Genomic DNA, 24,042 nt, shown 5'->3' with positions numbered 1-24,042 from the left:
CACCATTTCAGTCCGACGGGTTGTCTTCATCAGAGTCTATACGCACCCTGCAGATTCAAACATAGCGCCAACCACTCAGCCCGACGACGACGGGGTTTCCTCCGTGGGAGTCTCGATCGGTCTAAGAGTCCCCGGAAGCAACATTCCCGTCACGGTGGACGGTACTCGGGTCTGTGCGCTGTTCTTTGGAACTTTCGTGAGAGCGTAGTGATTGAGGAGGACGGTGCCGGAGCCGACGCGGATCGACGACGTTTCGGCCGCGAGGTGACCGATGAGCACTTCAGGTGTCGTGCTCGCGATTGATTCTCCCATCCCGTGATGTTCGGCAACCCAGTACCGGGAGTAGCCGAGGCGTTCGGCCAGCCCTGCGAGCTCGGTCGTGTTCTCGTATGCGTCGGTCGCGGATTCGCCCGCTCGAACGGGTGCGACGTCGACGATAGAGAGGTCCATAGCCGACGTTGGGTCCTCCCCGGGATAACGATTCTCGTTGCGGTGCACTCGAGACGTCGCTGTGTATCGGTTGAACGGCCGTTTCTCGAGTCCTCACCATCGGTGTACGGCCTCGAAGCTCACAGTATCGCTAACGCGAAGTGTTCTGGATTACAGGACGCAGTCGTCGGTCCGATAGCGTGCGGGCACGTACGGGCGGACTGTCGACGGCAACACCTGGACCACGACAGGGGCGAGCGCAGCGAGGTGTCGGCGGGAGAGCGTGTAGACCGCGCCGACGAGGACGGTTCCGAGAACGACGAGTCGCAGCGATCCCTCGAGGGTCGCAAGCAACGGCACCGCGAGCACGCCCGTCAGGAGTAGATCCGCACCGGACCCGTCGTACCGGATCGTCCGACGCGGGGCGATCCACCGGCCGCGGACGTGGTCGTAAACCGCGCGGTCGGAGGTCCCTTCCCACGGGCGAAGCTCGAGGCCGCCGCCGAAGATGTCGGCGACGCAGTGGACTGCCGCTCCCAGGAGGAAAAGCGCCACGGCGACCGTCAACACCGACGGAACCGCGAGCCCGACGAGGACCCCACCAGTGGCCAGCACGGAGTAGTACACCGGGTAGTGAAGGGTCTTCCGGTGGCCGACGTACATATCCAGATCGGGAACGAGCCCGCCGAGAAAGCCCGCGACGAGGCCGACGGTGGCGAACTCGGGAGCCACGACCAGCAGGGGGAGCGCCAGGACCATCCCGCCCAGGACGTGCGTCGGGAGCATCATTGTGTCCTACTGTTCGGGACAGAACCGTATCAACATGTCGGTGACCCCTCCACACCGATTACGCGTTCCGGCCGGAATCGTCCGGACCGCCGAATCGTTCCTCGAGGAGATCCGCGAACGTCTCGGAGACTTCGGTAAGATAGACCGTTCCCCACGTGGCAACGATGATGGCCCCGAGCGTGTTGAACACCATGTCGACGATAGTGTCGTCGATCCCGTGCTGGGCGAGGATCGGCTCCATCCCGAGCAAGAGTGCACCCTGATCGACGGCGAACTCGAGAAGTTCCCAGACGACACCCATCGCGAGGACGAACACGATCGTGAACGCGAACATCGCCCATCGGGGCAGGTGAATCGACTCGCCGTGCAGATGAATTCCTCGGAGTGTGGCGTACCCCGCGGCGGCGACGACCGTCGCCGAGAGCGTATGCGTCAGGTGGTCGTACGGGCCGATCGCGTCGTACAGGCCTGCGGTCCCGATCGCGTGGAGGAAGACGGCGGTCGTCACCCACAGCGCGAGGCCGGGTTCGACTGCGATGTGATAGTCCCGTTCCAGGACGGCCGGAATGAACGTGATGAGGAGTGCGAGTACGGCGTTGGTTACGACAGGTAACTGGAGCGTCCACAGGCCGTACAGCAGCAAACCAACGAGTGCGAGTTGCATGATGCGGACCAGTTGAGTCTGTCGCCGCACCGAGATGCCGAGTCGGTCGCTGAGAACCGTCTCGTCAACGGGTTCGTCACCGGTTTCCGTCTCGGACCTTGCGGCGCTGGCTTCCATATCGGGTTCCGTGGGAACGGTCATGCGGGGGTCGGGTTCCGGCGCGATACGAGTGAAGTAGTAGTAGAAGACCGCGCCGGCGAGGAGCCCAGCGGCAGTGACGTAGCCGAGTTCGATCATCACCGCGGCGTTGATCGCGTCCTGGCTCCGGCCGTCGAGCAGGAACGTCGTCCCGACGAGGACGTCCGCCGACCACCGGAGAACGTTCAGGAGCCCGCCCATCGCCATCGCGAAGAGGACGGTGAGGGTGACGGCGAACCACGGCACCAGCCGAAGCGGCGTGAACCGGTGGAGTTCGACCGCGAGCAACAGCCCGAGCGTGGCGAGTGCGAGACTCGGGACGACGGCCGTCACGAGCGGTTGCGGTGCGAACGCTTCCCACAGCACGGGCAGACAGATCAGCCCGACGAAGTACCACGGCGGCATCACCGTCGGATCACGAAACGCGATCGCTGGAGCGGCAATGACGGCGATCGCGACGATGCCGAACAGAACCGATTCGTATCGCTCGAGGTAGCCCCCACCGAGAATTACGACGACCAGGACGGCGACGAGAAGCCACGAGAGCATCGTATTCCGCGACGACTCGACGAACGCGGCGGCGAGCCGATCGGTATCGCTCATACCCACTCTGGCGAGACAACGCCGCTAAAGCTACCGGTTTAGCCTTCCAGTGATCCGTCTCAGACGCTATCGTCGTCGGTACGGGCCGTCGAGAGCGTCGTGACGGCAGGTGGATGAATCGGCAGTCGGCTCGAGGGGTGAAACGACAAACGTCAGTACGACTCCGATCAGACGAACTGGACCGCGTCGGGAAGCGGGAGCAACGGCACGAGGAACAGCCCCGCGATCGTGACCAGTCCCATGAGAATCGGGAAGACCACGACGGCGACGTTCGTCTCGGTCAGAACGCGGCTGAGATCACTGCCCATTCGCGAGAGCGATGGCGTCGTGCTCTGGCGAAGGATGGCGAGCTCGAGTCCGAAGAGGACGACCGTCGCCGCTGCAGACATCATGCAGAACGGGCAGATCTCGCCGATGACACCGAGTTGCAGGTAGACGAAGTACGCCGAGAACGCGACGCCGCTTGCCGTAATGGGCGTCAGAATCTTGATGAGCAATGGGTGTCGGGTATCGAACCACCAGAGGGCGAGCCCGATCGTCGTCAGGTAGTAAACCCCGCCGAGGGTGGCGAGTGGGATACCGACGACGTAAGCCCACGGACTGGTAATAACTTCGATACTCCCCTGGACGGGCGCATCGGCTGGTATTGCAGGAATTGCGAATATATGGATCGCCGTTAGCGCGACCGTCACGAACCAGCCAATCACTGCGACGAGGGTAAAGAGGCCGAACAATGACGTCACTTGTGGTGAATAGTTCCACTCGTAGTCGAACGCCACCGAGGTCGGTGTTTCGGTTGACATACAAGACTGGCTTCGTTGCCAGTGTACTAAAGTATTGTGCAATACATCCAAACCTGTCCGAATGAAGTCAGCGATCAAACACGTACTCTGATACCATAGACGAACAGAGGAAGCATTGGTGTTGTATAAATAATAGGCTCTGTTGAAACCCTTCAACAATAACAAGATATGCCTGCTGAATACACAGCGCGAATGTGGCATGAGGTGAGAACAGTATTACGAGAGTCGGAAATTGGTCAGTACAGGAGATACACGTATCGTTCGGCACTCTCAAATACCGGTCTCTCGTCGCAAAATCACTGTAGTGGGTGGATAGTGGAGTGAATGTAAAAACTCTGTCACTACCTACACCTATCGAGTAGGGCCGACTGACTCTACAGGATCATAAGGCCGCAATGCCGACTCACCCGTCCTCTTCACGTATACCGTATGAGGTGGGGTGGATAGACGGTCCAAAAATAATCAGCACGGTGATCTCTTCGCTAATATTGAAAAAATCGTGCTCAGTTGCTGGTTCGACGTAGACGAGGTCACCCGCTTCGATGTCGTGGGTGTCGTCACCGACGCGGAATTTTCCCGAGCCAGAAAGGATGTAGTACAGTTCCTCTTCGTTATGTGGGTTTTTGGGGGCGGAACTATCGGGGGGATACTTTCCGACTTCCGCAGTGATCGGTCCGGCGTCAAGTACTTCTTTATGTTGAAGCTCGTCTGGGTCGAGATCAGCTACTGCATCGGTGATCGAAATAGGAGTCATGGGTTACCAGCTTCCAATAGAACAAATTAATACTTTTAGCCTCTCTATGCAGCAGGCCGGTTCTGACGATCTTCGGATAGTTTGACGAGCGTCTGCTGAATCCATAGCGCGTATGCAGCACTGTGGCGGTTGGTGGTAGTGAACCACGTAGTGGCTGTGGGAGTTAATTATTGAATGCTGTGCTATCTTCCACAATGAACGGGGCTTTTCACCCAAGTAGTACAGAATTACTAACTGTCGGCATGTCTTTTGTATCCACAAGAAGAACACGATGGACGGGGATTCTAACGCAGATACTACAGGGGGTTTTCAAGCGATTGGTGGTGAGTCGAAGAGTGTCTACGAAGTAATCGTCCGCGAAATGGAGGATGCTGTCTTTTTGATCGATATTGAGCAGATGGACGATGACTACACGTTCACGTTCCGACGAAACAACGCCTCACACCAAGAGGTGACGGGTCTTTCCGAAGACGAATTACGTGGACAAACACCACGGGAACTGCTTGGCGACAAACAGGGCGCGACCGTCGCAGCGAACTATCGCCGCTGTGCCGAACAGGGGGAGACGATCCAGTATGAAGAGACGCTCGAATTCCCAGCTGGAAGGAGTCACTGGCAGACGAAACTCACCCCGATCACCGATGGCGAGCAAGTAACCCAGATCGTCGGCCTCGCTAGGGACATCACAGAGCAAAAAGAACAACAACAGAAGCTACAACAACTCGACCGTCAGTTCCAAACCGTCCTTGAAACCATGTCTGCGGCGGTATTTCTGAAAGATGCCAACGGCCAGTACCTGCTGATGAATCGGGCGTGCCGGGAGCTGTTCAACGTAGACGACGAGGAGATCGCCGGGCTCACGGATGACGATCTCTTCCCGCCAGAGATAGCCGAAAAGGCGAGAAAAGACGACCGGCAGGTTATTGAGAACGGTGAGATGATCGAACTCGAAGAGGAACTCCCAACGGCCACAGGGAACACTGTCCGACTCACTCGAAAATCACCAGTGTATGCCGAAAACGGAGAGATCGTGGGACTTTGTGGCGTCTCGACAGACATCACCGAGCAGAAACAACGGGAACGAGAGATTACTCATTTTAAAGAACGGTTCGAACTTGCTCTCGAGGGCGCGAACCTCGGGGTCTGGGACTGGGACATGACTACCGACAAGGTCGAGTTCAACGAACAGTGGGCTCGGATGCTCGGACATTCCCTCGACGAGATTGAACCACATCTCGAGGAGTGGGAACAGCGCGTCCATCCCGACGACCTTGATGCCGTCGAGGAGGCGCTGGACGAACATATCGCAGGCGAAACGGATCTGTACGACATGGAACACCGGATGCGGACCGCCGACGGCGACTGGAAGTGGATTCGAGATATCGGAAAAATAGCCGAACGCGACGAAGATGGCGAACCGGTCCGGGCCGTTGGCATCCACCTCGACATCGACGACCGGAAGACATACGAGCGCCAGCTCGCAGAGAAGCGGGAGATGTTCACGCAAGGTCCTGCGGTCGTCTTCAAGTGGCGGGAAGCAGAGGGCTGGCCGGTCGAACACGTGTCTGAGAACGTCGAAGAGGTACTGGGCTACACGGCAGACGAATTACAATCAGGTGCGGTGCAGTTTTCCGAGATCATTCACGAGGAGGACCGCGAGCGCGTGATGCAGGAGATCGCCGACAACAGCACCGAGGGAACCGAACAGTTCAGCCACGAACCCTACCGGATCGTCACCCCCGACGGGGCCGTGCGATGGGTGCTCGATCACACCCGGAACATCTGGAAGGATGGCGAGATAATCAATCGTCTGGGCTATCTCGTCGACATTACGGAGCAACGGCAGAACGAGATCTATCTCCAGAACGCACAGAAGGTCGCCGATATCGGGTGGTGGCGAAAGGAGATCCCGTCCGACGAAATCTACTGGTCCGAGCACGTCTACGACATGTGGGAAGCTGACGGTGAAATCGGCTATCTCGACCACGAGCGGTTCCTCGATTTCATCCACCCCGAGGACACAGACCGGGTTGACCAAGCTTGGCAGGCCGCACTCGACGGTGAACCGTACGACATCGAACACCGGATTGTGACCGGTGACGGCGAGGTCAAATGGATGCGGGAGGTCGCTGAATTCACACGCGATGAGACCGATGACCCGATTGAGGCAGTCGGCATCGTTCAGGATATCACCGAACGAAAAGAGCGTGAACGTGAACTCGAATACTACGAACGGGTAATTAACACGTTCGGTGATATAGCGACTGTGATTGATTTCGAGGGAGAGATCACGTATGTAAGCCCCTCAGTGGAACGAGTGCTCGGATACGACCCCGAAGACCTCGTCGGCCAGAATGGATTCGAATATCAGTCATCGGAGACTGTAAAGGCCGTCGAGGAAGCAATCGAATACGTCATTGAGTATCCCGACGAGTCCCAAACTGTCCAGACCAAGTTCCGCCGGGCGGATGGCTCATGGTGCTGGATCGAGGCAACAATACAAAACCAGCTTGAGGACGACCTCATCGAAGGGCTACTCGTGAACAGCCGCGACATTACCGAACGCAAAGAATACGAACAAACTCTGGAAGAACAGCGTGACAATCTGGAGATACTCAACCAGATTGTCCGTCACGATGTCCGTAACCAACTCCAGCTCGTGCTCGCGTACGGCGACATGCTCGAAGACTACGTCGAAGACGACGGTGAGGAGTATCTTCGACATGTTCTCAAGGCCGGTCGTGAAGCTGTCGGAATCACCCAAACCGCTGGCGAAATCACCGAGGCAATGCTCAGCTCGGAGACCGATCCGACTCCGGTGAATCTCCGCCCGGTTCTCGAAGCCCAGATCGAGTACGTGCGAGAGAACCACGAACGTGCCGTTGTCTCCACAGAAGGATCACTCCCGGATGTAGCGGTGCTGGCTGACGATATGCTAGAGTCGGTGTTCCGGAATTTGCTGAACAACGCTATCGTTCACAACGACAAGGAGCTTCCCGAAGTCACCGTTTCGGCGACGACTCACGAGGAGGTGATTCGGGTTCGTATAGCAGACAACGGGCCGGGGATTCCTGACCAGCAGAAAGACCAAATCTTCAACCAAGGTGAGAAAGGCCTCGACAGTGAGGGGACTGGAATCGGGCTGTACCTTGTCCAGACACTCGTTGACCGCTACGGAGGGGCTGTCTGGGTTGAGGACAACGATCCCGAAGGCAGCGTGTTCATCGTTGAACTACGCCGTGAACAGTAGGCGTAATACTTATTAGATATCTAGCAGTTGGCGATCAGAATGTTCGTTCTTCTACTGCTGCATACACGCTCTGTATTCAGCACAACTGTTGGAACTTATCATTAGTCAACGATTTCAACAGAGCCAAATAATACAAACTATTACGATTCGACTCTCGATTACACGTAGCGACCCGACGCGATTTCGCCCCGCGCTGGTTCGACGGCCACGTGTGGTTCACGTGATCGACACCGACGAACGTCTCGACGCGCGTGTAGCATCTCCCGTGACCGACCTCGAGTTCGCGACGGATCGTCGTTCGCGTCGGCGGAGCGGCCACACCGTCAGCGCGCTGTGGGAGTACTGGTGGGTGGGTCACTATGTCGTCTGGCGACAGTCGGCTTGGTGTCCAACAATCGGGCTATCACCCGCTGACACAGGTGCTCAGCATACTTGCGCAATATTCGCACAACCCTTATACCGGTACGGCTCCTATCGTGATACGAAATAATGGCACGATCGATGGCGGAACTACTGCAACAGGATATGGAGTGTGAGGGGCTGCTCGAGTGTATCCACGGCCTGAAACAACTCGACAAGGAGTGTTTCCGGGTGATGGTCGAGAGCGACGAGCCGTTGACGATCGACGACGTCGCAGAGCAGGTCGACCGCGAACGGTCGACCGCCTACCGGTCGATCCAGCGACTCCTCCAGACTGGATTCATCCAGAAAGAGCAGATCAACTACGAACAAGGCGGCTACTACCACGTCTACTATCCGACCGATCCGGACCAGATCGCAAGCGAGATGCAACGGATGCTAAACGACTGGTACGCGAAGATGGGGCAACTCATCCAGGAGTTCGAAGACAAATACGAACACGGCGAGGACACTCGAGTGGCGGCCGAAGGGTGACTCTATTCCGTTCCAAGATCCGGTCCGGGAACGTCAGTATCGCTCGAAGTATCGGTCCTGGACCTTCACGAACGCAGCCATGAGCAGCGCGAAAACGCTCGCGGCAACGGCGATCTGGACCCAGTGGACGAGCGCGAGCGGTTCGACGTCGAACAGCAACTGACCGGTCGAGGTATAGAGGACGAGCAACTGCAGCGCGACGGCAATTGTGACCGCGAGTACGAGCCAGTTGTTCGAAAACAGCCCGAGCCCGTATCGGTATCGGATCGCCTGGATGCGGACGATCTCGAAGACGACAAACCCAGTAAACACCATCGTCTGGGCGAGTTCGCGACCGACTTCGTAGCCAGGGCTCCAGCCGACGAGCGCGGCGGTCACGTCGTATCCCGGTACGAGTTCGCCGTAGAAGTTGAGCGTAAACAACGGCAACAGACAGATCGTCATGAAGGCGGCGATACCGACGATCGACGTGATGATCCGGTCGGTAATAACCCCCTCGTCCGGCGGTCGCGGGTCCCGATTCATGACGTCCTCTGCAGCCGGGTCGACGCCCATCGTCAGCGCGGGAATCCCGTCGGTGACGACGTTGATCCAGAGCACCTGAATCGGCGTGATCACGAGTCCGAGTCCGGCGAGCGTCCCCGTGAAGATCATCGTCACCTCGCCGCCGTTGCCCGACAGCAGGTAGTTGACGAACTTCCGGACGTTGTCGAAGATGCGACGACCACCTTTGACCGCGTCCCGGATCGTCGCGAAGTTGTCGTCCAGCAGGACGATGTCAGAGGCCTGTTCAGTGACGTCCGTCCCGCGGACCCCCATCGCGACGCCGACGTCAGCGTTCTTGACGGCCGGCGCGTCGTTGACCCCGTCTCCCGTCATCGACACGGTATGACCCTTCTCCTGCAGCGTCTGGAGAATGCGCGTCTTGTGGTCCGGCGAGGTCCGCGCGAAGATGTCGACATCGTCGACGACGTCTCGAAGTTCCTCGTCGCCCATTTCTTCGAGTTCCGGGCCCGTAATTACCGTCGTCGATCGAAGGCCGACCTCCTCGCCGACCGCACGGGCCGTGACGGCGTTGTCGCCAGTGATCATCACGACGTTGATGCCGGCGTCGAGACAGCCCGAAAGCGCATCGGGGACCTCGGGACGTGGCGGATCGAGCATCCCCTGGAAGCCGAGAAAGACCATCTCCTGCTCGAGGCCTTCGTCGGGGTCAGCCGCCTGCGAGTCGGGCACGTCGGGGCGGTAGGCAAATCCCATCACACGCAGGGCGTCTTCGGCGAACGCCTCGTTCTCGGCCTCGAGTTCCGCGCGTCGCTCATCGGTGAGTTCGACGAGTTCGCCGTCGACGAGTTCCCGATCACAGCGCTCGAGGACGGTCTCCGGTGCGCCTTTCATGTACGCTGTGACGTCGCCGTCGGGCGTCTCGTGGACGGTCGTCATCCGCTTTCGTGCGGACGTGAAGTCGACTTCGCCGATCCGCGGGTACTCCGCAGCGAGTTCACGCTGATCGAAGCCGGCTTTCTGAGCGGCAACGAACAGCGCGATTTCGGTGGGGTCGCCGAGGTAAGTTCGTTCGCCATCCGCCGTTTCGCTGTCCGTCTCCGCATCGCCCTCCTCGCGCTCTCGAGTCCCGACGTCGACGTTGTTACAGAGCATGCCACAGCGCAACACCTCGGCGACCCGCTCCGCGCCGACTGGCTCGCCGTCCTGCAGGAACTCCCCATCGGTGTCGTACCCGGTGCCGGTGACCTGGTAGGTCCCACGGTTGGCGACGATCCGCTGGACGGTCATCTCTTCTTCAGTGAGCGTGCCAGTCTTGTCCGTACAGATGACGTCGACCGAACCCAGGGCCTCGACGATCGGCAGCCGACGCACGAGCGCGTTCTGGTCTGCCATCCGCCGAGCACCGAGCGCGAGCGAGAGCGTGACCACCGCGGGCAGCCCCTCGGGAACCGCGGAGACAGCGATGCCGACTGCCGTCAGGAACACCTGCAACGGCGGCGTGTCCCCGATCACGAGTTCGGTAATCGCGATGATCGAGACGATACCGACGACACCGAGCGCGATGAGTTTTCCCAGGCGGTCCATCTCCGCCTGGAACGGCGTGTCTCGCTCTTCGGCTTCCTCGAGTGCCGTCGCGATCTGCCCGATCTCCGAGTCGGAGCCGGTCTCGACGACGACCGCCGTGCCCGATCCACGCTGGACCACGGTGTCCTTGAACAGTACGTTCTCCCGATCTGCGAGCGCGACGTCCGCGTCGACCGTCCCGACGTCCTTGGAAACGCCGACGCTCTCGCCGGTCAGGGCCGCCTCGTCGACGCTGAGGTTCGACTCCTCGATGAGGCGGGCATCGGCCGGAACGATGTCACCGGATTCGACGAAGATCACGTCTCCGGGCACGACGTTTCTGGCGTCGATCTCGGTCTTCTCGCCGCCGCGTCTGACCAGCGCGTACGTCGTCGACATCTCCTTTAATGCCTGGATGCTCTGTTCGGCCCGGTAATCCTGCAGGAAGCCGAAGACAGTGATGAATACGACCACACCCGCGATGACCCCGGCGTCGATTACGTGGCCGACCGCCGCCATCACCGCCGCAGCGACGATCAACACCCAGATCAGCGCCGGCTTGTACTGATCGATGAAGATCTGCAGCGGCGAAATCCCTTCCTCACCTTCGACCTCGTTCGGTCCCTCACGTTCGAGTCGGTCGCGGGCCTCCGAAGGCGATAACCCCTCCTCGGACGTCTCCACGTTCGCGTAGACCGCCTCGAGCGGCTGGGCGTGCCAGTCGGTGTCGGCGTCTGACTCCGTCCGTTCGTGGTATTCTGATCGTGACACGGATAGGTCGATGACAGCACCCTCTCCCTCGTATTCAGTCTCGATACCTCAGGTGAAAGACCGTGGAAGGCCACGGACACGAACCGCCCTCCCAACGGACGCGACCGACGAGCACCGCCCCGACGTGGGTCTGGTACTCCGCCACGCGTCGACTGCAGGCTCGACTCGACTCACACCACCGAATTCGACCCTGTGGTTCAGGCTTGTCAAAGCACTTGTCGAGACGTCGTCAACGACAGAGCCAGCGGACGGTTCGGCGAGACATCGCGGTGACGACGCATCCTCACGTTCCTCGAGTGTAGCGTCGGTAGAGTAATCGCACGCCAAAGATCCGCCCCGTTCGTCAGCTACCGTGCTGGCCACGCCAGCGATCCGACCGATCATGTGACGAGTGCTACGACGGTTTCCCGTTTAATACCTGTACAAATCCATCCAACCGCTGATGATTCATACACTGTGACGACCGTCGCCGGGTCGGCCGACGGGAGATCGATCGCGAACCGACGCCCCTCTCCGTGTCACTCCGGCCGATCGCGACTCGAGCGTTGCATGAACGACGGTGGCTCGATCGCGTGTCGAAGCCCCGTCCACTCCTCGATCTGTAACTCGTAATACTGGTTTTCGTCCGCCTCACTCGCCGTCTCGAGAAGTTCGGGACGCCACATCGGCCCCTCGACCGCCGTCGCGTTCGACGTCTCGTCCGGGGGAAGGGCCCGGAGCGTCCCGGTCGCGAGAACGCTTTGCCAGTGGAACATCGTCTCGACGCTGTAGACGAGAAACGACGCCGCGTCCGCCCGGTCCGAGAGCTCCGCTTTCCGGCTCTGGGACCCCACAACGTACCCGAAATACAGCCGCGATTCCCCGTCGAACCCGTAGGACATCGGAATCAGGTACGGCGTCTCTTCGGCCGAGAGGCCGAGAACGCCGAAGCTCCGCGTCGAAAGGAAGCTCACGATGTCGTCGTCGTCCATTCGCTCCATCCCGTATTCGGCGAGGTCGTCGACTGTCATCCGTACTGTGCGATACGTGGTCAAGTCACATAATTCGCACACCACCGCCACAATCGTGGTCGAGTCGTCGCCATCCGCTCGAGCGGGCGGACCGGGTCCGAACACACCCGACGGCGGAGCGCCACGTCGATCAGGCGGCAAATAATTATCCCGGAGGTTACTGTAGACCAGGGTCATGAACGACTCGCAGCCGAACGTCCTCCTGATCCACGCCCACGACATCGGCCAGTATCTCGGCTGTTACGGCGTCGACATCGAAACGCCACACGTCGACGCGCTCGCCGACGCCGGCGCGCTGTTCGAACGCCACTTCGCGACCGCACCGCAGTGTTCGCCCAGTCGCGGGAGCCTCATGACCGGCCGCGTCCCCCACGTCAACGGCCTTATGGGCCTCGCCCACGGCGACTGGGAAATCCACGAAGACGAACGCATCCTGCCCCAGTACCTGAGCGACGCCGGCTACGAGACCCACCTGTTCGGCCTCCAGCACATCTCCCAGGACACGGACCGCCTCGAGTACGACCACGTTCACTCCGAGGGGAACCTCTATCCGGGCGTCTCGCCGGCCGTGCATCAGGTCAATCGAGCCCGTAACGTCGCGTCGGTCGTCTCGTCGTTTCTCGAGGGGGGCGCGTACGAGGATCCGTTTTTCGCCTCCATCGGCTTCTTCGAGTGCCACCGCGCCGAAGAGGAGAACGGCCGCTTCGGGTTCGACGCCGACTACTACGGCGCCGACGATCCCGAGGACGTGCGCCCGCTTCCGTACCTCCCGGATCGACGCGGCCATCGCCACGATCTCGGCGAAATGCACGGGATGATGTACGCACTCGACGACGGCGTCGGGACGATCCTCGAGGCGCTGGCCGACTCCGGTCTCGAGAAAGAGACGCTCGTGATTTTCACGACCGAACACGGCATCGCCTTCCCGCGAGCGAAGGGGACCTGCTACGATGCGGGCCTCGAGGCGGCGCTCGTGATGCGGTATCCGGGCGTTATCGAGGCCGGCGAGCGCTACGACGACCTCCTCAGTAACGTCGACGTGTTGCCGACACTGCTCGAACTCCTCGATATAGACATCCCCGACGTGATCGATGGTCGAAGCTTCGCCGACCGAATCACCGACGGCGACGACGGCGACTACGAGCCGCGCGAGCGGGTCTTCGGCGAGATGACCTGGCACGACATGTACAACCCAGTTCGGGCGATCCGAACGGATCGGTACAAGTACATCCGGAACTTCTGGCACCTCCCTACGGTGTATCTCCCGGCGGACGTATTCGCCAGCGAATCGGGCCGTGAGGTCCGCGAAACCGACGGCACGCCAGCGCGACAGTACGAGGAACTGTACGACCTCCGCGATGCACCGCAGGAGGACGACAACGTCGTCTACGAACCCAGATATCAGGACGTCCGACAGGACCTCTCGCGGGAGCTCTACGAGTGGATGGACGAGACCGACGATCCGCTGCTCGATGGCCCCGTCGTGCCGGGCGACTACGACGAGATTCAGTCGTGGCCACACGAGTCAGCCTGATCGGCCTGGTTAGCCTGACTCGTCTCCTTGCCTGACCGACGGCCCGACTGGCCCGACTCGTCTCCCTGCCTGATCGACTCGAGCGGCCAGATCGACCGACTCGAGACGGCGCGGTCCCGATTAGCGCATCGCCGCCGCTTCGCCGTCGATCGACCCCGATTCGGCGGCGACGTGGCTCGCGAGTGAGAGCATCTGTGCGGAGAACCCGTACTCGTTGTCGTACCAGACCAGTACCTTCACGAGACCGTCCTCAAGCACCATCGAGCCCTCGAGGTCGACGTAGGACGCGAACGGCAGCCCGACGATGTCCCGCGAGACGATTTCCTCGTCGGTGTAGCCCAGCACGCCCGCGAGGTCGTTGCCGGCCGCCTCGCGGACGGCGTCGGCGAGTTCCGCCTTGGTGACATCCGTCTCGAGGTCGACGGTGAGATCGGTGATCGAGCCGTTCGGGACGGGAACACGCATCGCCATCCCGTCGAGTTTCCCCTCGAGTTCGGGGAGGATTTCGGTGGTGGCGATCGCCGCACCGGTCGTCGTCGGGACGATGTTGTCGGCGGCGGCGCGCCCGCGGCGACGCTTGCCGCTGGGCCCGTCGATCAGGTTCTGGCTCCCTGTGTAGGCGTGGACGGTCGTCAGCAGGCCGGACTCGATGCCGAAGCGCTCGTCTAACAGCTGGGCGACCGGCGCGACCGAGTTCGTGGTACAGGAAGCGTTCGAGAGGACGTCCGCGCCGTCGTACTCGTCGTGATTGACGCCGTAGACGAACATCGGGACCGGCTGCTCGCCTTTCGGCGGGGCCGAGATGATGACCTTGTCGGCGCCGGCCTCGAGATGCTGGGCTGCCTCGTCGTGGGTCCGAAAGAGGCCGGTCGCCTCGAATGCGACGTCGACGTCGTGGTCGTCCCACGGGAGACTCGTTGGATCGCGTTCGGTACAGAGCTGAATCTCCCGGTCCGCGACGACGAGCGTGTCGCCATCGCGGGAGACATCCTCGAGGTGGCCGTGGACGGAGTCGTACTCGAGCAGGTAGGCCATGTCGTCGTTGTCCATCACGTCGTTGACGGCGACGACCTCGACGCGGTCGTCGGAGCGGGCGGCGCGCAGGACGTTGCGGCCGATCCGGCCGAAGCCGTTGAGTCCGATTCGGACCGGCTCCGTTGCTGTGCTGTCAGTGTGTGCGCTCATACGGAGGTGGGCCACCGCTGTCTGTATATTTCTTGGCCCGAAACCGTCCGACGGTCAGAGAGACCTGCGAGTCGATAGGCAGTCTTCACGAGGACGTGGGTCCATCCCCGTCCCTATTCCCATCTCCATCCCCGTTCCCGCCCCCGTTCGCGATCGCAATTTCGAGGACGAAACTCGAGGACGAGACGATGTCGCCGATCCCGACCGTCCCTGCGGGATCCTCGACGACCCGATTGGGGCAGGCGGCAACCGTCGGGGTCGAGAGGACGCCATCTTCGACCGCCTCCTCGAGGTGGTCCGCGAGGAGTTCGATCGCCTTGCGTCCCTTCGCGGAGGGCTCGTACTCCAGGCCCGTCTCGAGGTCATCTGGAGACGTAATGTCGCCCAGCGCGGCCTTCGTTGCGGCATTGACGGCGGAAAACTCCAGCCCGCGTGCGACGGCATCCGGACGCGGATACGCGTCCATCACGGCGAGGTGGTACTCCATCGCGTGGAGTTGGACGCAGCCAACGCCGAGTTCGTCCCGGATCGCCTCGAGCATGCGGTAGTGACTGATGATTTCGTCGCGATCGAACGGCGTCTCCTCCGTCGGTTCCTCGTCCACGACTTCGAGACCGGCGTCGTTGTGAAGAAGGGTAAGTTCGTGCGTGTCCGCGCCGACGACGTCTGCCTCAGGGAGAATCCACTCGTACATACTCTCTCGCAAGTCGTCGTCGTGGGTCACGGCGTACTCGATGTGAACCGGCACGTCGCCCTGGCTGCCGGATTTGAGTCGGCGAATCACGTCCCGAGCGTGGCGGTGGGCCTGCTCGTAGTCCTCCTCGACGTGCTCGGGCGTGAGATTGTGATAGCCAGCGAGCAGTGCGCCGTCGACGACCGCGCCGATCTGATCGACGTGGGCGTCGAGGTCGCCCGCGGTGAGATCGAACTCCGGGGGCCTCGAGGCCGCGATGAACCGGGTGTCTTCGATTGCCCGGACGTCGAAGAGTTCGTCGTCGACGCGGAACTCGAACACCCAGTTGATCTTCGTCCGGTCGGTGTTGACCGCCTCCTCCAGCGGGATCAACTCGACGTCGCCGTTGGTCACCGACGGGTACGCCACCGCGTCGGCGTGATCGAACATCGAGAGCTGTCGGTCCGAAATCAGGTACGTGTAGGTTACCGGTGACGCTCCCAGCGCGGTGACGAGATTGGTCATGATCCCCGTCTGGCCGCCCATCTGCTGGCTGTCGGGCTCCAGTTCCGTCTCGAGGGTCGCGGAAAACTCGTCGGTCATGGCGACTTCGTCGCCCCGTCCGGCCGCCATCGTGTGCGTGATCGCCGTCGCGAGGTCGCGTTTCGAATCCAGCGGACTCGGCGGCTGGCGCTCGCCGGGTTCCGACGGTCGTTCGAGAAACGACTCGAGGTCCTCGCCGACCCGGACGATCGCGTCGACGTTCGCGTTGTACGCAATAAAGACCGGCAACCCCTCGAGCGCCTGGATATCGGACGCTAACTGGGTATGGTCGTCCACCATGATGCAGGCTGCTCCCACCGCCAGCGAGTTAACGTTGTGCGTGCCACGCGAATCGATAAGCCGGCTCGGAGGAGTGGATCAGCCCCCCTTCGGACTTATTAGCGTAGGCGTGGTCAGCACGACAGATCGATGGGAGGAGATACGTTCAGCAGACGGTTAGCAGACGTTAGCAGCGAAGATACGGGGGCCGTCGGTGGAAAGAGCGCGAACCTCGGCGAACTCGCCGACCTCGACGTACCCGTGTTGCCAGGGTTCACGACGACGGCGGACGCGTACGACTGCTACATCGAACGGACTGGTATCGGTGAAGAAATCGAGTCGGAACTGGCCGGAGTCGACGCCGACGACGTCGCCGATCTGCAACAGCGCGGCGAGCGGATACGAACCCTGATTTCGGATGCGGAAATGCCCGCGGAACTCGAGTCCGCGATCCTCGAGCAGTACGAGAAACTGGCAGCACAGTTGGACCTTAGCGATCCCGAGGTCGCCGTCAGGAGTTCCGCGACCGCCGAGGACCTTCCGGACGCCTCCTTTGCGGGCCAACAGGAGACGTTCCTGAACGTCTCGGGGCGGACGGAACTGCTCGAGTCGATCAAACACTGCTTCGCGTCGCTGTTTACCGACCGGGCGATCGTCTACCGCGAGAACAACGACTTCGATCACCTCGAGGTGAAACTCGCTTGCACCGTCCAGAAGATGGGCCGGGCCGACCTGGCGTCCTCGGGGGTCCTGTTCACCCTCGATCCCGACACCGGTTTCGAGGAGGTCGTCGTCATCGAGGCGGCCTACGGGTTCGGCGAGCCGGTCGTCCAGGGCGTGGTCGATCCCGACAGATACGTCGTCTTCAAGCCGACGAACGGGATCGTCGAGAAGGAACTCGGGGGGAAGACCCAGCGCATGGTGCGGCGCAACGGCGGCACGAAGCTCGAGTCGGTCCCCGAGGACGCACAGGGCGAGTTCGCCCTCTCGGACGACCAAATCCGAGAACTCGCGACGTACGCGGCCCGCATCGAGGAACACTTCGGCCGACCCCAGGACATCGAGTGGCTCGTCGACGGCCAACTCGAGGAACTGTTCGTCGTGCAGGCCCGACCAGAGACAGTCCACGGGGCAGCCGAGGGGAACGTCCTTCGAACGTACAGTCTCACGGAACCCGGCGACGCCGACGAGATGCTCGACGGGATCGCCATCGGCAACGCCGTCGCCAGCGGTCCCGTCCGTGTCCTCGAAGACCTCCGCGAGATGGACCGCGTCGAAGAAGGCGACGTCCTCGTGACGGAGATGACCGATCCGGACTGGGTTCCCGTGATGAAGCGATCCAGCGCCATCGTAACCGATCGGGGCGGGAAGACGTCCCACGCGGCGATCGTCTCGCGGGAACTCGGCATTCCGGCGATCGTCCGCACCGGTAACGCGACGGAGACGCTCTCGAATGGCGATCCCGTCACGGTCGACTGTTCGACCGACGTCGGCCGGGTCTACGCGGACGAACTCGAGTACGAGGTCCGCGAGGAGGTGGTCGACGACCTCCCCGAGACTGACACCGCGGTCAAACTGATCCTCGGCGACCCCGGTCGGGCGTTCGCGCTCGCGACCCTCCCCGTCGACGGGGTCGGGCTGGCACGCGAGGAGTTCATCGTAACCTCCCACGTCGGCTACCACCCGCTGGAACTGCTCGAGCGCGGCGCAGAGGAGCGCTTCGTCGATGCGTTACGGACCGGTATCGCGAAGATCGGCGCTGCGTTCTATCCCGACGACGTGCTCTTTCGGCTCAGCGACTTCAAGACCGACGAGTACCGCAACCTCGAGGGTGGCTGGAAGTACGAACCGGAGGAGTCGAATCCGATGCTCGGCTGGCGCGGCGCCTCCCGGTACTACGACGAGCAGTTCCGCGAGGCGTTCCGGCTGGAGTGTGAGGCGCTGCGTCAGGTCCGCGAGGACGTCGGACTGGACAACGTCACCGTGATGGTGCCGTTCTGTCGGACGCCCGCGGAGGGCGAACGCGTCCTCGAGCTGATGGCCGAGTACGGTCTCCCGCCGGAGGAGATGGACGTGTACGTGATGGCTGAACTACCCTCGAACATCGTCCTCGCGGATCGATTTGCCGAGTTGTTCGACGGCTTTTCCATCGGATCGAACGACCTCACGCAGTTGACGCTGGGCGTCGACCGCAACTCGGAACAGCTCGCGCCACTGTTCGACGAGACCGACGAGTCGGTGATGCGATCGATTTCCTCGCTGATCGAGGAAGCCCACCGCCACGATCGGCCCGTCGGGATCTGTGGCGACGCACCGTCGACGATTCCGGAGTACGTCGAGTTCCTGCTCGAGGCGGAGATCGATTCGATTTCGGTGTCGCCGGACGTCGCGGTCGAAACGCTGCTTACCGTCGCCGAACTCGAGGAGACGTGAAAGGAACGGTCAGAACTCTAAACGGCGCGTAGAAGCGCTCTCGCTCTGGAAGCGGAATTTCGATCGGTGAATCGGTGACTATCACTCTCCATCCGACGATTCGTCCGCGAGCAGCCGTCGGACGGCAGTGGCAGCGTCTTCGAACGCATTCAGGTCCATACTGTCGGTTGTCAGGATCGTTCCGACGTCGCCTTCCAGCACCCTGATGACGAATCCATCCTCGTGGAACCGGATGGTGAACTCGTACGGTCCGATTCCCGCCCCGTCATCCTGATGAGTGATTGTCGTCCTGACAGGTGCCTCCGCGAATCCGACCCGCTCGAGTTCGACCAGTTGCTCTTTGACCGTTCGAGCGGCGTCCGTCGAATCGTAAAGGTCTTGGCGAAGGTAGAGGAGGTCGAACGCCGACGGTGTGAAATACACGACGCTTCGAAGTGTGTCACCGAGGCTGGTGCGTGCCGCACTCACGAGACTGGTCGCCATGTCGGTACTGATCGTCGTGCTGTATGGTTCCGTGTTCATCGACGACTTAGAGGTGCTATCCCGTATCAAAGATTTCGCCTACAGCTATAGTAGCTACTGAGAGTCATTGCACATCTGATCGCAGGACAGCGTTGCGATCAGTGTGTAAATCGTTTCAATAGCTACTATACACAGATCCATCATACGTCACGCAGGTCTCACCACACGATTGATGCGTCCAGCTGATGAACGGAGTATATGAACGACTACGAGCACCCGCCTCGAGATTCATCGGCGTGGGATAACCCCGATTTCTGTCCGTTTTGTGGCCACGAACTCACGGATGGCGGTCCGGGGTTTATCGATCACGTCGAGAGCGACGAGCACGCGTCCTGCCGTGAACGGTTCGAACAGTGGCGTGAAAACGTCGCGAGCGACATCGGTGAAGAGTGGAGCGGCTAACCGGCCGGATTCGATGGAGTGATGGCGGAATACGGTCTCCCGCCGGACGTGGCGGTCGAGACGCTGCTTTCCGTGGCCGAGAGCGAGAACGCGAAACCGAGAAATCGTACTCACGACGTCTGGAATCGCTTCTTAGACGACACCCGGAACCAACACAAAGAACGCGTACGCGAGAATCGTCGACATCGAAGGGCCGACGATCCACATCGAGACGTACCTGATGACTATCTTCGGTTTAAGAAGGTCCTCCGCCTCGAGCACGTCCTCGGGTTCGGTCTCGCCGATCGGCGGCACGTCCTCGAGTTCGTCTTCGGCGGTCAGCGCGCCCATCACGATTTCGGTGTCGGCCGCCTCACCCGTCACGGCCTCGCGTGCGGTGATCGGCCTGGTTGCCCGCCCCCAGCCGAGGCCGACGATCGCGCCGACCGACGACAGGACGAGGCTAATCGGAATCCCAATATAAGAGAGCGCGGTCGTAATCGACGCGGCCGTGAGCATGATGATCAGCGCAGCCAGCAGCGGAATATCGCTGAGGTCGCTCCCGACCGATTCCATCGTGCGCCGGGCGATCGTGAACCCGCCCAGACCGATTGCAGCCGTCGCAACGACGATTGCCGGGTCGGCTGCCAGCGCCCCGCCGCTAACGAGCGGCGCGGCGGCGTTCGGGACGTTGCTCGCACCCGCGCTGAAGGCCATGTAACAGCCGAGGACGAGGACAGCAGTCGTTCCGCCGACCTCCCGCCAGGTCGTGTTTGGCCCGAGCGCCGGCGTGGCGAACCGGCCATCGCGCTCGAGGACGAAGAGTGGTCCCGCCGAATTTTCGATTCGGACGCGCTGGCTGAGCTCCGAGTAGATGTATCGGCCGACGATCGCGCCGATCAAGAAGGCGAAGATGGGAGTAAAGATCCACCACGAGAGGATCCACGCAATGGTTTCGTAGTTGAGCGTATCCGTCGCCAGTCCGAGCCCCGCAATCGCCCCGACGGTCGTCATCGAGGTGGGGATGGGGACGCCGAAAATATTGGCGACGAGGATCCCGAGACCGATGAAAAAAAGCACGGCGACGCCGGCCGTGAGCGAAATCTCTATCGTGATTACGCCCTCGCTCAGCGTTTCCATCACGTTCCGGCCGACGGTCCAGCCGCCCAGAAAGACGAACCCAGTCATGATCGCCGCCGCAGTCGCCTTCCTGATCAACCCCGCACCCACGGCGGGTCCCCAGGCGATCCCGGTCGACGAGCCGCCGATGTTGAACCCGACGAAAATCGAAACGAAAACGCCGACCAACAGGATGGACTCGACCATCGGCGAATACTGGCGGTACGGAGGCTAAAATAGGTATTCTAGCCATCGATGAACGGCCGACTCGATTGCGGGTATTCGATTTCCGAATCGCTAGCAGTGGATAGTAGTACGGTTTCTTCGTTCACAAATAAATATAGACATTAATAGGATTCTACAGATATTCCATCGAATATCTGGAAGTCATCCATATTTTGTGTGACAACTGTTGCGCCTGCCTCTTTAGCAACGGCGGCAATCAATAAATCTCCAGAAAGGGAATTTATTTTGTCCTGATTCACATTTTCATCCCGGTGAAGTTCCGCTTCTAACTCGCCAGCAATAACGGCATGTTCCACCTGAAACGGGAGGATGGTCGTCCACTCAAATGTTGTCTGAATCTCAACTGGGTCAAGTTTCCCTTGAATTTCCCTTCCGACAGCGATTTCTTTGATGTTCAGCGTCGTCGTTACAAATTCCTCTTCTTCGTGCGTTTCAAGGTAGTCTTCAACCGCTTCCCATCCCGCCCAATAATGGATGAGGAACGTTGTATCAAGCAGTTTCATCTTCTTCCTCTATATCCGCGAGCACGTCAAGAACCTCTTGTTGACGTGCGGAAAGCCCTTCACTTGTTTGATTACGGGAGTCCTTAACGATTTGTTCGAGTTCGTCGGCTTCTCCTTCGGAAAGTGTTCCGAATCCTTCACGCCAATCGACAGTCGTTTCATCCAATATTCGGTTCATGAGGTCTGTAAAGCTCTCATCCTCTCGTTTTCGAGCCTTCAACCGCTCGTATACGTCATCTCGGATGCCGATGGTTTTTGTCCCCATAGTTTGTGTATACAGACACAAACACAAAATTCTTATTGATGGTTCCAACGCTGAACCGAATAAAGAAACCGTAGTACTAACTACTGCTCAGCTGCGAACCGTCCCCCTCGAGCCAGCCGCGGATGAAAGGTTTACCACGAGCGTCGTGGGAGGTCGTAGCCAGGACCCATCCAGATCTATGAGTACGAACCGCCCAGGATTCACGCGATCAGCGCGCGGTATCGGAGCCAAACGCCGTCTTTCGGGGGGCGATCTGAACCGATGAAAGCCGTCGTCCTCGCCGGCGGATACGCGACTCGGCTGTGGCCGATCACGAGGCACCGCCCGAAGATGTTTCTCCCGCTCGGGGAGACCACCGTCATCGAGCGCATCTACGCCGAACTCGAGGCGGAGCCGCGCGTCGACGAGGTCTACGTCAGCACGAACGAACGGTTCGCGCCCGATTTCGAGGCCCAGCTGGCGGACAGCCCGTACGATAAGCCGCGACTCTCGGTCGAGCAAACGCGCGAAGAGGACGAGAAACTCGGCGTCGTCGGCGCACTCGCCCAGCTGGTCGAGCGCGAAGAGCTCGACGACGACCTGCTGGTGATCGCCGGCGACAACATCTTCGATTTCGCCGTCGGGGACTTTCTCGAGTATTACGAACAACGAGCGGGGCCGACGATCGCCGCCTACGACGTCGGCTCGACGGAGCGGGCGACCGCCTACGGCGTCGTCGACCTCGAGGACGACCGCGTCGTCGACTTTCAGGAGAAACCCGACGATCCACCCGGAACGCGCGTCTCGGTCGGCTGCTACGCGTTTCCCGCGGAGACACTCGAGTTGCTGTCGACGTACCTCGAGGGGGGGAACGATCCCGACGAGCCGGGCTGGTTCGTCCAGTGGCTGCAGTCTCGCGAACCGACGTACGCGTACACGTTCGAGGGCGACTGGTTCGATATCGGGACGCGAGAGAGCTATCTCGACGCCGTCGCCTGGCAGTTAGACGGCGAGGCGCGGGTTGCCGACACCGCTTCGCTCGAGAACGCGACGGTGGGCGACGACGTGCACGTGATGGCGGACGCGACGCTCGTCGACGTCGACGTCGAACAGGCGGTGATCTTTCCGAACGTGCGGCTGGAGGGATCGACCGTGCGCCGGTCGATCGTCGACGAAAGCGCAACGCTCGGCGGACTCGAGTTGCACGATGCACTGATCGGCGCGTATACGCAGATTCCGGACGGGCCAGCGAACTAATCTCGAGGCAGTGGTCACGGCGACTCGGCGCTGACCGGGACGCAAAACACCGGGACGTCGGCCTGCCGGACGACGTTCTCGGTGACACTCCCGAGGAACCACTGTCCGACGCCGGTCCGGCCGTGCGTACCCATGACGATGAGGTCGACGTCGCGTTCGCCCGACGTCGCGAGAATCACGTCCGCCGGCGGGCCGGTCGCGAGCGCTCCGGAGACGGTGACGTCAGCGTCGTCGGCCCGCTGTCGAACCGTCTCGAGGGCGTCCTCGCCGCTGTCCTCGAGCGCGGAGAGGAGTTCGTCCGGCGCTTTGGCTCGGGAGACGCGGCTCGTGTCGACGGAGTACACCGCGTGAACGATCGACTCCAACTGGCTCGCCAGCGCGATTCCCCAGTCGGCTGCGATTTCGGCTCCGTCGCTTCCGTCCGTCGGCAGGAGGAACTCCCCGAACGCGACGTCGTCGATCTCGGTCGCGTCGGCGTTCGGCGGGACGGCGAGGACGGGTGTTCGTGCCGTCCGGAGGACGTTCTCAGTGACGCTACCCAGAAGGACCCTGTCCAGCCCCGTCCGGCCTGTCGTCCCCATGGCGATGACGTCGATCTCGCGTCGCGTGGCGTACTCCCGAATCGACTGGAACGGCGTCCCGCGCGTGACGACCGTCATCACCTCGAGATCCGCGTCGGCGGATCGTGCCATCTCCGCGACGGTCTCGACGGCGTCTTCGGCCTCGGCCTCGAGTGACGCGTACAGCGACTCCACCGCGTCGGTACCTTCCTCTAAGTCACTGCGAACGGCGACGACCGAGAGAACGTGTACGTCCGCGTTCGTCCGCGAGGCGAGCGCGATTGCGCGTTTTGCTCCCGCGAGCGCACCCTCGCTGCCGTCGGTCGGTATCAGTATCGAGTCGATGAGCCGGCTCATGGCTGTTACAGCCGGACTTCACCGCCCCGGT

The 24,042-nt window shown here is 61.1% G+C and carries 19 protein-coding genes and 1 pseudogene; 6 read left to right on the top strand and 14 right to left on the bottom strand.

Annotated elements, in window-relative coordinates; translation table 11 throughout:
• Positions 1-189: 189 nt before the first annotated feature.
• The 5 genes and pseudogenes from FYC77_RS14695 to FYC77_RS14675 form a co-directional block, all read right to left on the bottom strand.
• Positions 190-450 (bottom strand): annotated as a pseudogene (locus FYC77_RS14695) (LLM class flavin-dependent oxidoreductase); the annotation flags it as partial.
• A gap of 150 nt (positions 451-600) precedes the next feature.
• Positions 601-1,218 carry a metal-dependent hydrolase gene (locus tag FYC77_RS14690; protein ID WP_149082246.1) on the bottom strand — a complete coding sequence of 206 codons (618 nt, stop codon included), beginning with the start codon at positions 1,216-1,218 and terminating at the stop codon, positions 601-603.
• A 58-nt stretch (positions 1,219-1,276) separates the two neighbouring features.
• On the bottom strand, positions 1,277-2,623 hold the full coding sequence (locus FYC77_RS14685) for a hypothetical protein (RefSeq protein WP_149082245.1): 1,347 nt from the start codon (positions 2,621-2,623) through the stop codon (positions 1,277-1,279).
• Between the two features lie 167 nt (positions 2,624-2,790).
• On the bottom strand, positions 2,791-3,426 hold the full coding sequence (locus FYC77_RS14680) for a vitamin K epoxide reductase family protein (protein WP_149082244.1): 636 nt from the start codon (positions 3,424-3,426) through the stop codon (positions 2,791-2,793).
• Between the two features lie 403 nt (positions 3,427-3,829).
• Positions 3,830-4,180 carry a cupin domain-containing protein gene (locus tag FYC77_RS14675; RefSeq protein WP_149082243.1) on the bottom strand — a complete coding sequence of 117 codons (351 nt, stop codon included), beginning with the start codon at positions 4,178-4,180 and terminating at the stop codon, positions 3,830-3,832.
• A gap of 271 nt (positions 4,181-4,451) precedes the next feature.
• On the opposite strand from FYC77_RS14675, the gene FYC77_RS14670 reads away from it, so the two are divergent.
• Complete coding sequence (locus FYC77_RS14670) at positions 4,452-7,430, top strand: PAS domain S-box protein (protein WP_149082242.1); 2,979 nt, start codon at positions 4,452-4,454, stop codon at positions 7,428-7,430.
• A 489-nt stretch (positions 7,431-7,919) separates the two neighbouring features.
• A complete protein-coding gene (locus FYC77_RS14665; RefSeq protein WP_149082241.1) occupies positions 7,920-8,324 on the top strand; it encodes a helix-turn-helix domain-containing protein in 405 nt (134 codons plus the stop codon).
• A 33-nt stretch (positions 8,325-8,357) separates the two neighbouring features.
• Here FYC77_RS14665 and FYC77_RS14660 read toward each other — a convergent pair whose 3' ends face one another.
• Together FYC77_RS14660 and FYC77_RS14655 are read right to left on the bottom strand one after the other, a co-directional pair.
• Positions 8,358-11,165 (bottom strand): cation-translocating P-type ATPase, encoded by a 2,808-nt coding sequence (locus tag FYC77_RS14660; protein ID WP_149082240.1) that lies wholly within the window; start codon positions 11,163-11,165, stop codon positions 8,358-8,360.
• A gap of 518 nt (positions 11,166-11,683) precedes the next feature.
• A complete protein-coding gene (locus FYC77_RS14655; protein WP_149082239.1) occupies positions 11,684-12,175 on the bottom strand; it encodes a pyridoxamine 5'-phosphate oxidase family protein in 492 nt (163 codons plus the stop codon).
• Between the two features lie 175 nt (positions 12,176-12,350).
• Here FYC77_RS14655 and FYC77_RS14650 point away from each other — a divergent pair, with 175 nt between their 5' ends.
• Positions 12,351-13,709, top strand: a complete 1,359-nt coding sequence (locus tag FYC77_RS14650; protein ID WP_149082238.1) for a sulfatase family protein — start codon at positions 12,351-12,353, stop codon at positions 13,707-13,709.
• Positions 13,710-13,829: 120 nt separating this feature from the next.
• On the opposite strand, the gene gap is transcribed toward FYC77_RS14650, so the two are convergent.
• Together gap and FYC77_RS14640 are read right to left on the bottom strand one after the other, a co-directional pair.
• Positions 13,830-14,894 (bottom strand): type I glyceraldehyde-3-phosphate dehydrogenase, encoded by a 1,065-nt coding sequence (gene gap, locus FYC77_RS14645; RefSeq protein ID WP_149082237.1) that lies wholly within the window; start codon positions 14,892-14,894, stop codon positions 13,830-13,832.
• 85 nt (positions 14,895-14,979) lie between these two features.
• A complete protein-coding gene (locus tag FYC77_RS14640; RefSeq protein WP_149082236.1) occupies positions 14,980-16,410 on the bottom strand; it encodes an ADP-dependent glucokinase/phosphofructokinase in 1,431 nt (476 codons plus the stop codon).
• Between the two features lie 129 nt (positions 16,411-16,539).
• On the opposite strand from FYC77_RS14640, the gene ppsA reads away from it, so the two are divergent.
• Entirely contained in the window at positions 16,540-18,822 is a 2,283-nt protein-coding gene (gene ppsA / locus FYC77_RS14635) for a pyruvate, water dikinase (protein WP_149082235.1), read from the top strand.
• An 81-nt stretch (positions 18,823-18,903) separates the two neighbouring features.
• On the opposite strand, the gene FYC77_RS14630 is transcribed toward ppsA, so the two are convergent.
• Complete coding sequence (locus tag FYC77_RS14630) at positions 18,904-19,344, bottom strand: DUF7522 family protein (RefSeq protein ID WP_149082234.1); 441 nt, start codon at positions 19,342-19,344, stop codon at positions 18,904-18,906.
• A gap of 198 nt (positions 19,345-19,542) precedes the next feature.
• Here FYC77_RS14630 and FYC77_RS14625 point away from each other — a divergent pair, with 198 nt between their 5' ends.
• Positions 19,543-19,746 (top strand): DUF7501 family protein, encoded by a 204-nt coding sequence (locus tag FYC77_RS14625; RefSeq protein WP_149082233.1) that lies wholly within the window; start codon positions 19,543-19,545, stop codon positions 19,744-19,746.
• Positions 19,747-19,878: 132 nt separating this feature from the next.
• On the opposite strand, the gene FYC77_RS14620 is transcribed toward FYC77_RS14625, so the two are convergent.
• From FYC77_RS14620 to FYC77_RS14610, 3 genes are all read right to left on the bottom strand, one after another.
• Entirely contained in the window at positions 19,879-21,051 is a 1,173-nt protein-coding gene (locus FYC77_RS14620; RefSeq protein ID WP_149082232.1) for an inorganic phosphate transporter, read from the bottom strand.
• A 140-nt stretch (positions 21,052-21,191) separates the two neighbouring features.
• Positions 21,192-21,593: a PIN domain-containing protein gene (locus tag FYC77_RS14615; protein WP_149082231.1), complete on the bottom strand. Its 402-nt coding sequence runs from the start codon at positions 21,591-21,593 to the stop codon at positions 21,192-21,194.
• On the bottom strand, positions 21,580-21,858 hold the full coding sequence (locus FYC77_RS14610) for an antitoxin VapB family protein (RefSeq protein ID WP_149082230.1): 279 nt from the start codon (positions 21,856-21,858) through the stop codon (positions 21,580-21,582). Before FYC77_RS14610 ends, FYC77_RS14615 begins: the two co-directional genes overlap by 14 nt.
• Positions 21,859-22,119: 261 nt before the next feature.
• Between FYC77_RS14610 and FYC77_RS14605 the strand changes: the two genes are divergently transcribed.
• The gene (locus tag FYC77_RS14605) at positions 22,120-23,094 is read left to right on the top strand and encodes a sugar phosphate nucleotidyltransferase (RefSeq protein ID WP_149082229.1); all 975 of its coding nucleotides are present in this window, start codon (positions 22,120-22,122) and stop codon (positions 23,092-23,094) included.
• A 14-nt stretch (positions 23,095-23,108) separates the two neighbouring features.
• On the opposite strand, the gene FYC77_RS14600 is transcribed toward FYC77_RS14605, so the two are convergent.
• Positions 23,109-24,011: a universal stress protein gene (locus FYC77_RS14600; RefSeq protein WP_149082228.1), complete on the bottom strand. Its 903-nt coding sequence runs from the start codon at positions 24,009-24,011 to the stop codon at positions 23,109-23,111.
• Positions 24,012-24,042: the final 31 nt, after the last annotated feature.

Origin of the sequence: Natrialba swarupiae (genome assembly GCF_008245225.1) — an archaeon.
GTDB classification, from domain to species: domain Archaea; phylum Halobacteriota; class Halobacteria; order Halobacteriales; family Natrialbaceae; genus Natrarchaeobius; species Natrarchaeobius swarupiae.
The sequence above is the reverse complement of the archived record's forward strand: the minus strand, read 5'-3'. Positions and strand labels throughout refer to the sequence as shown.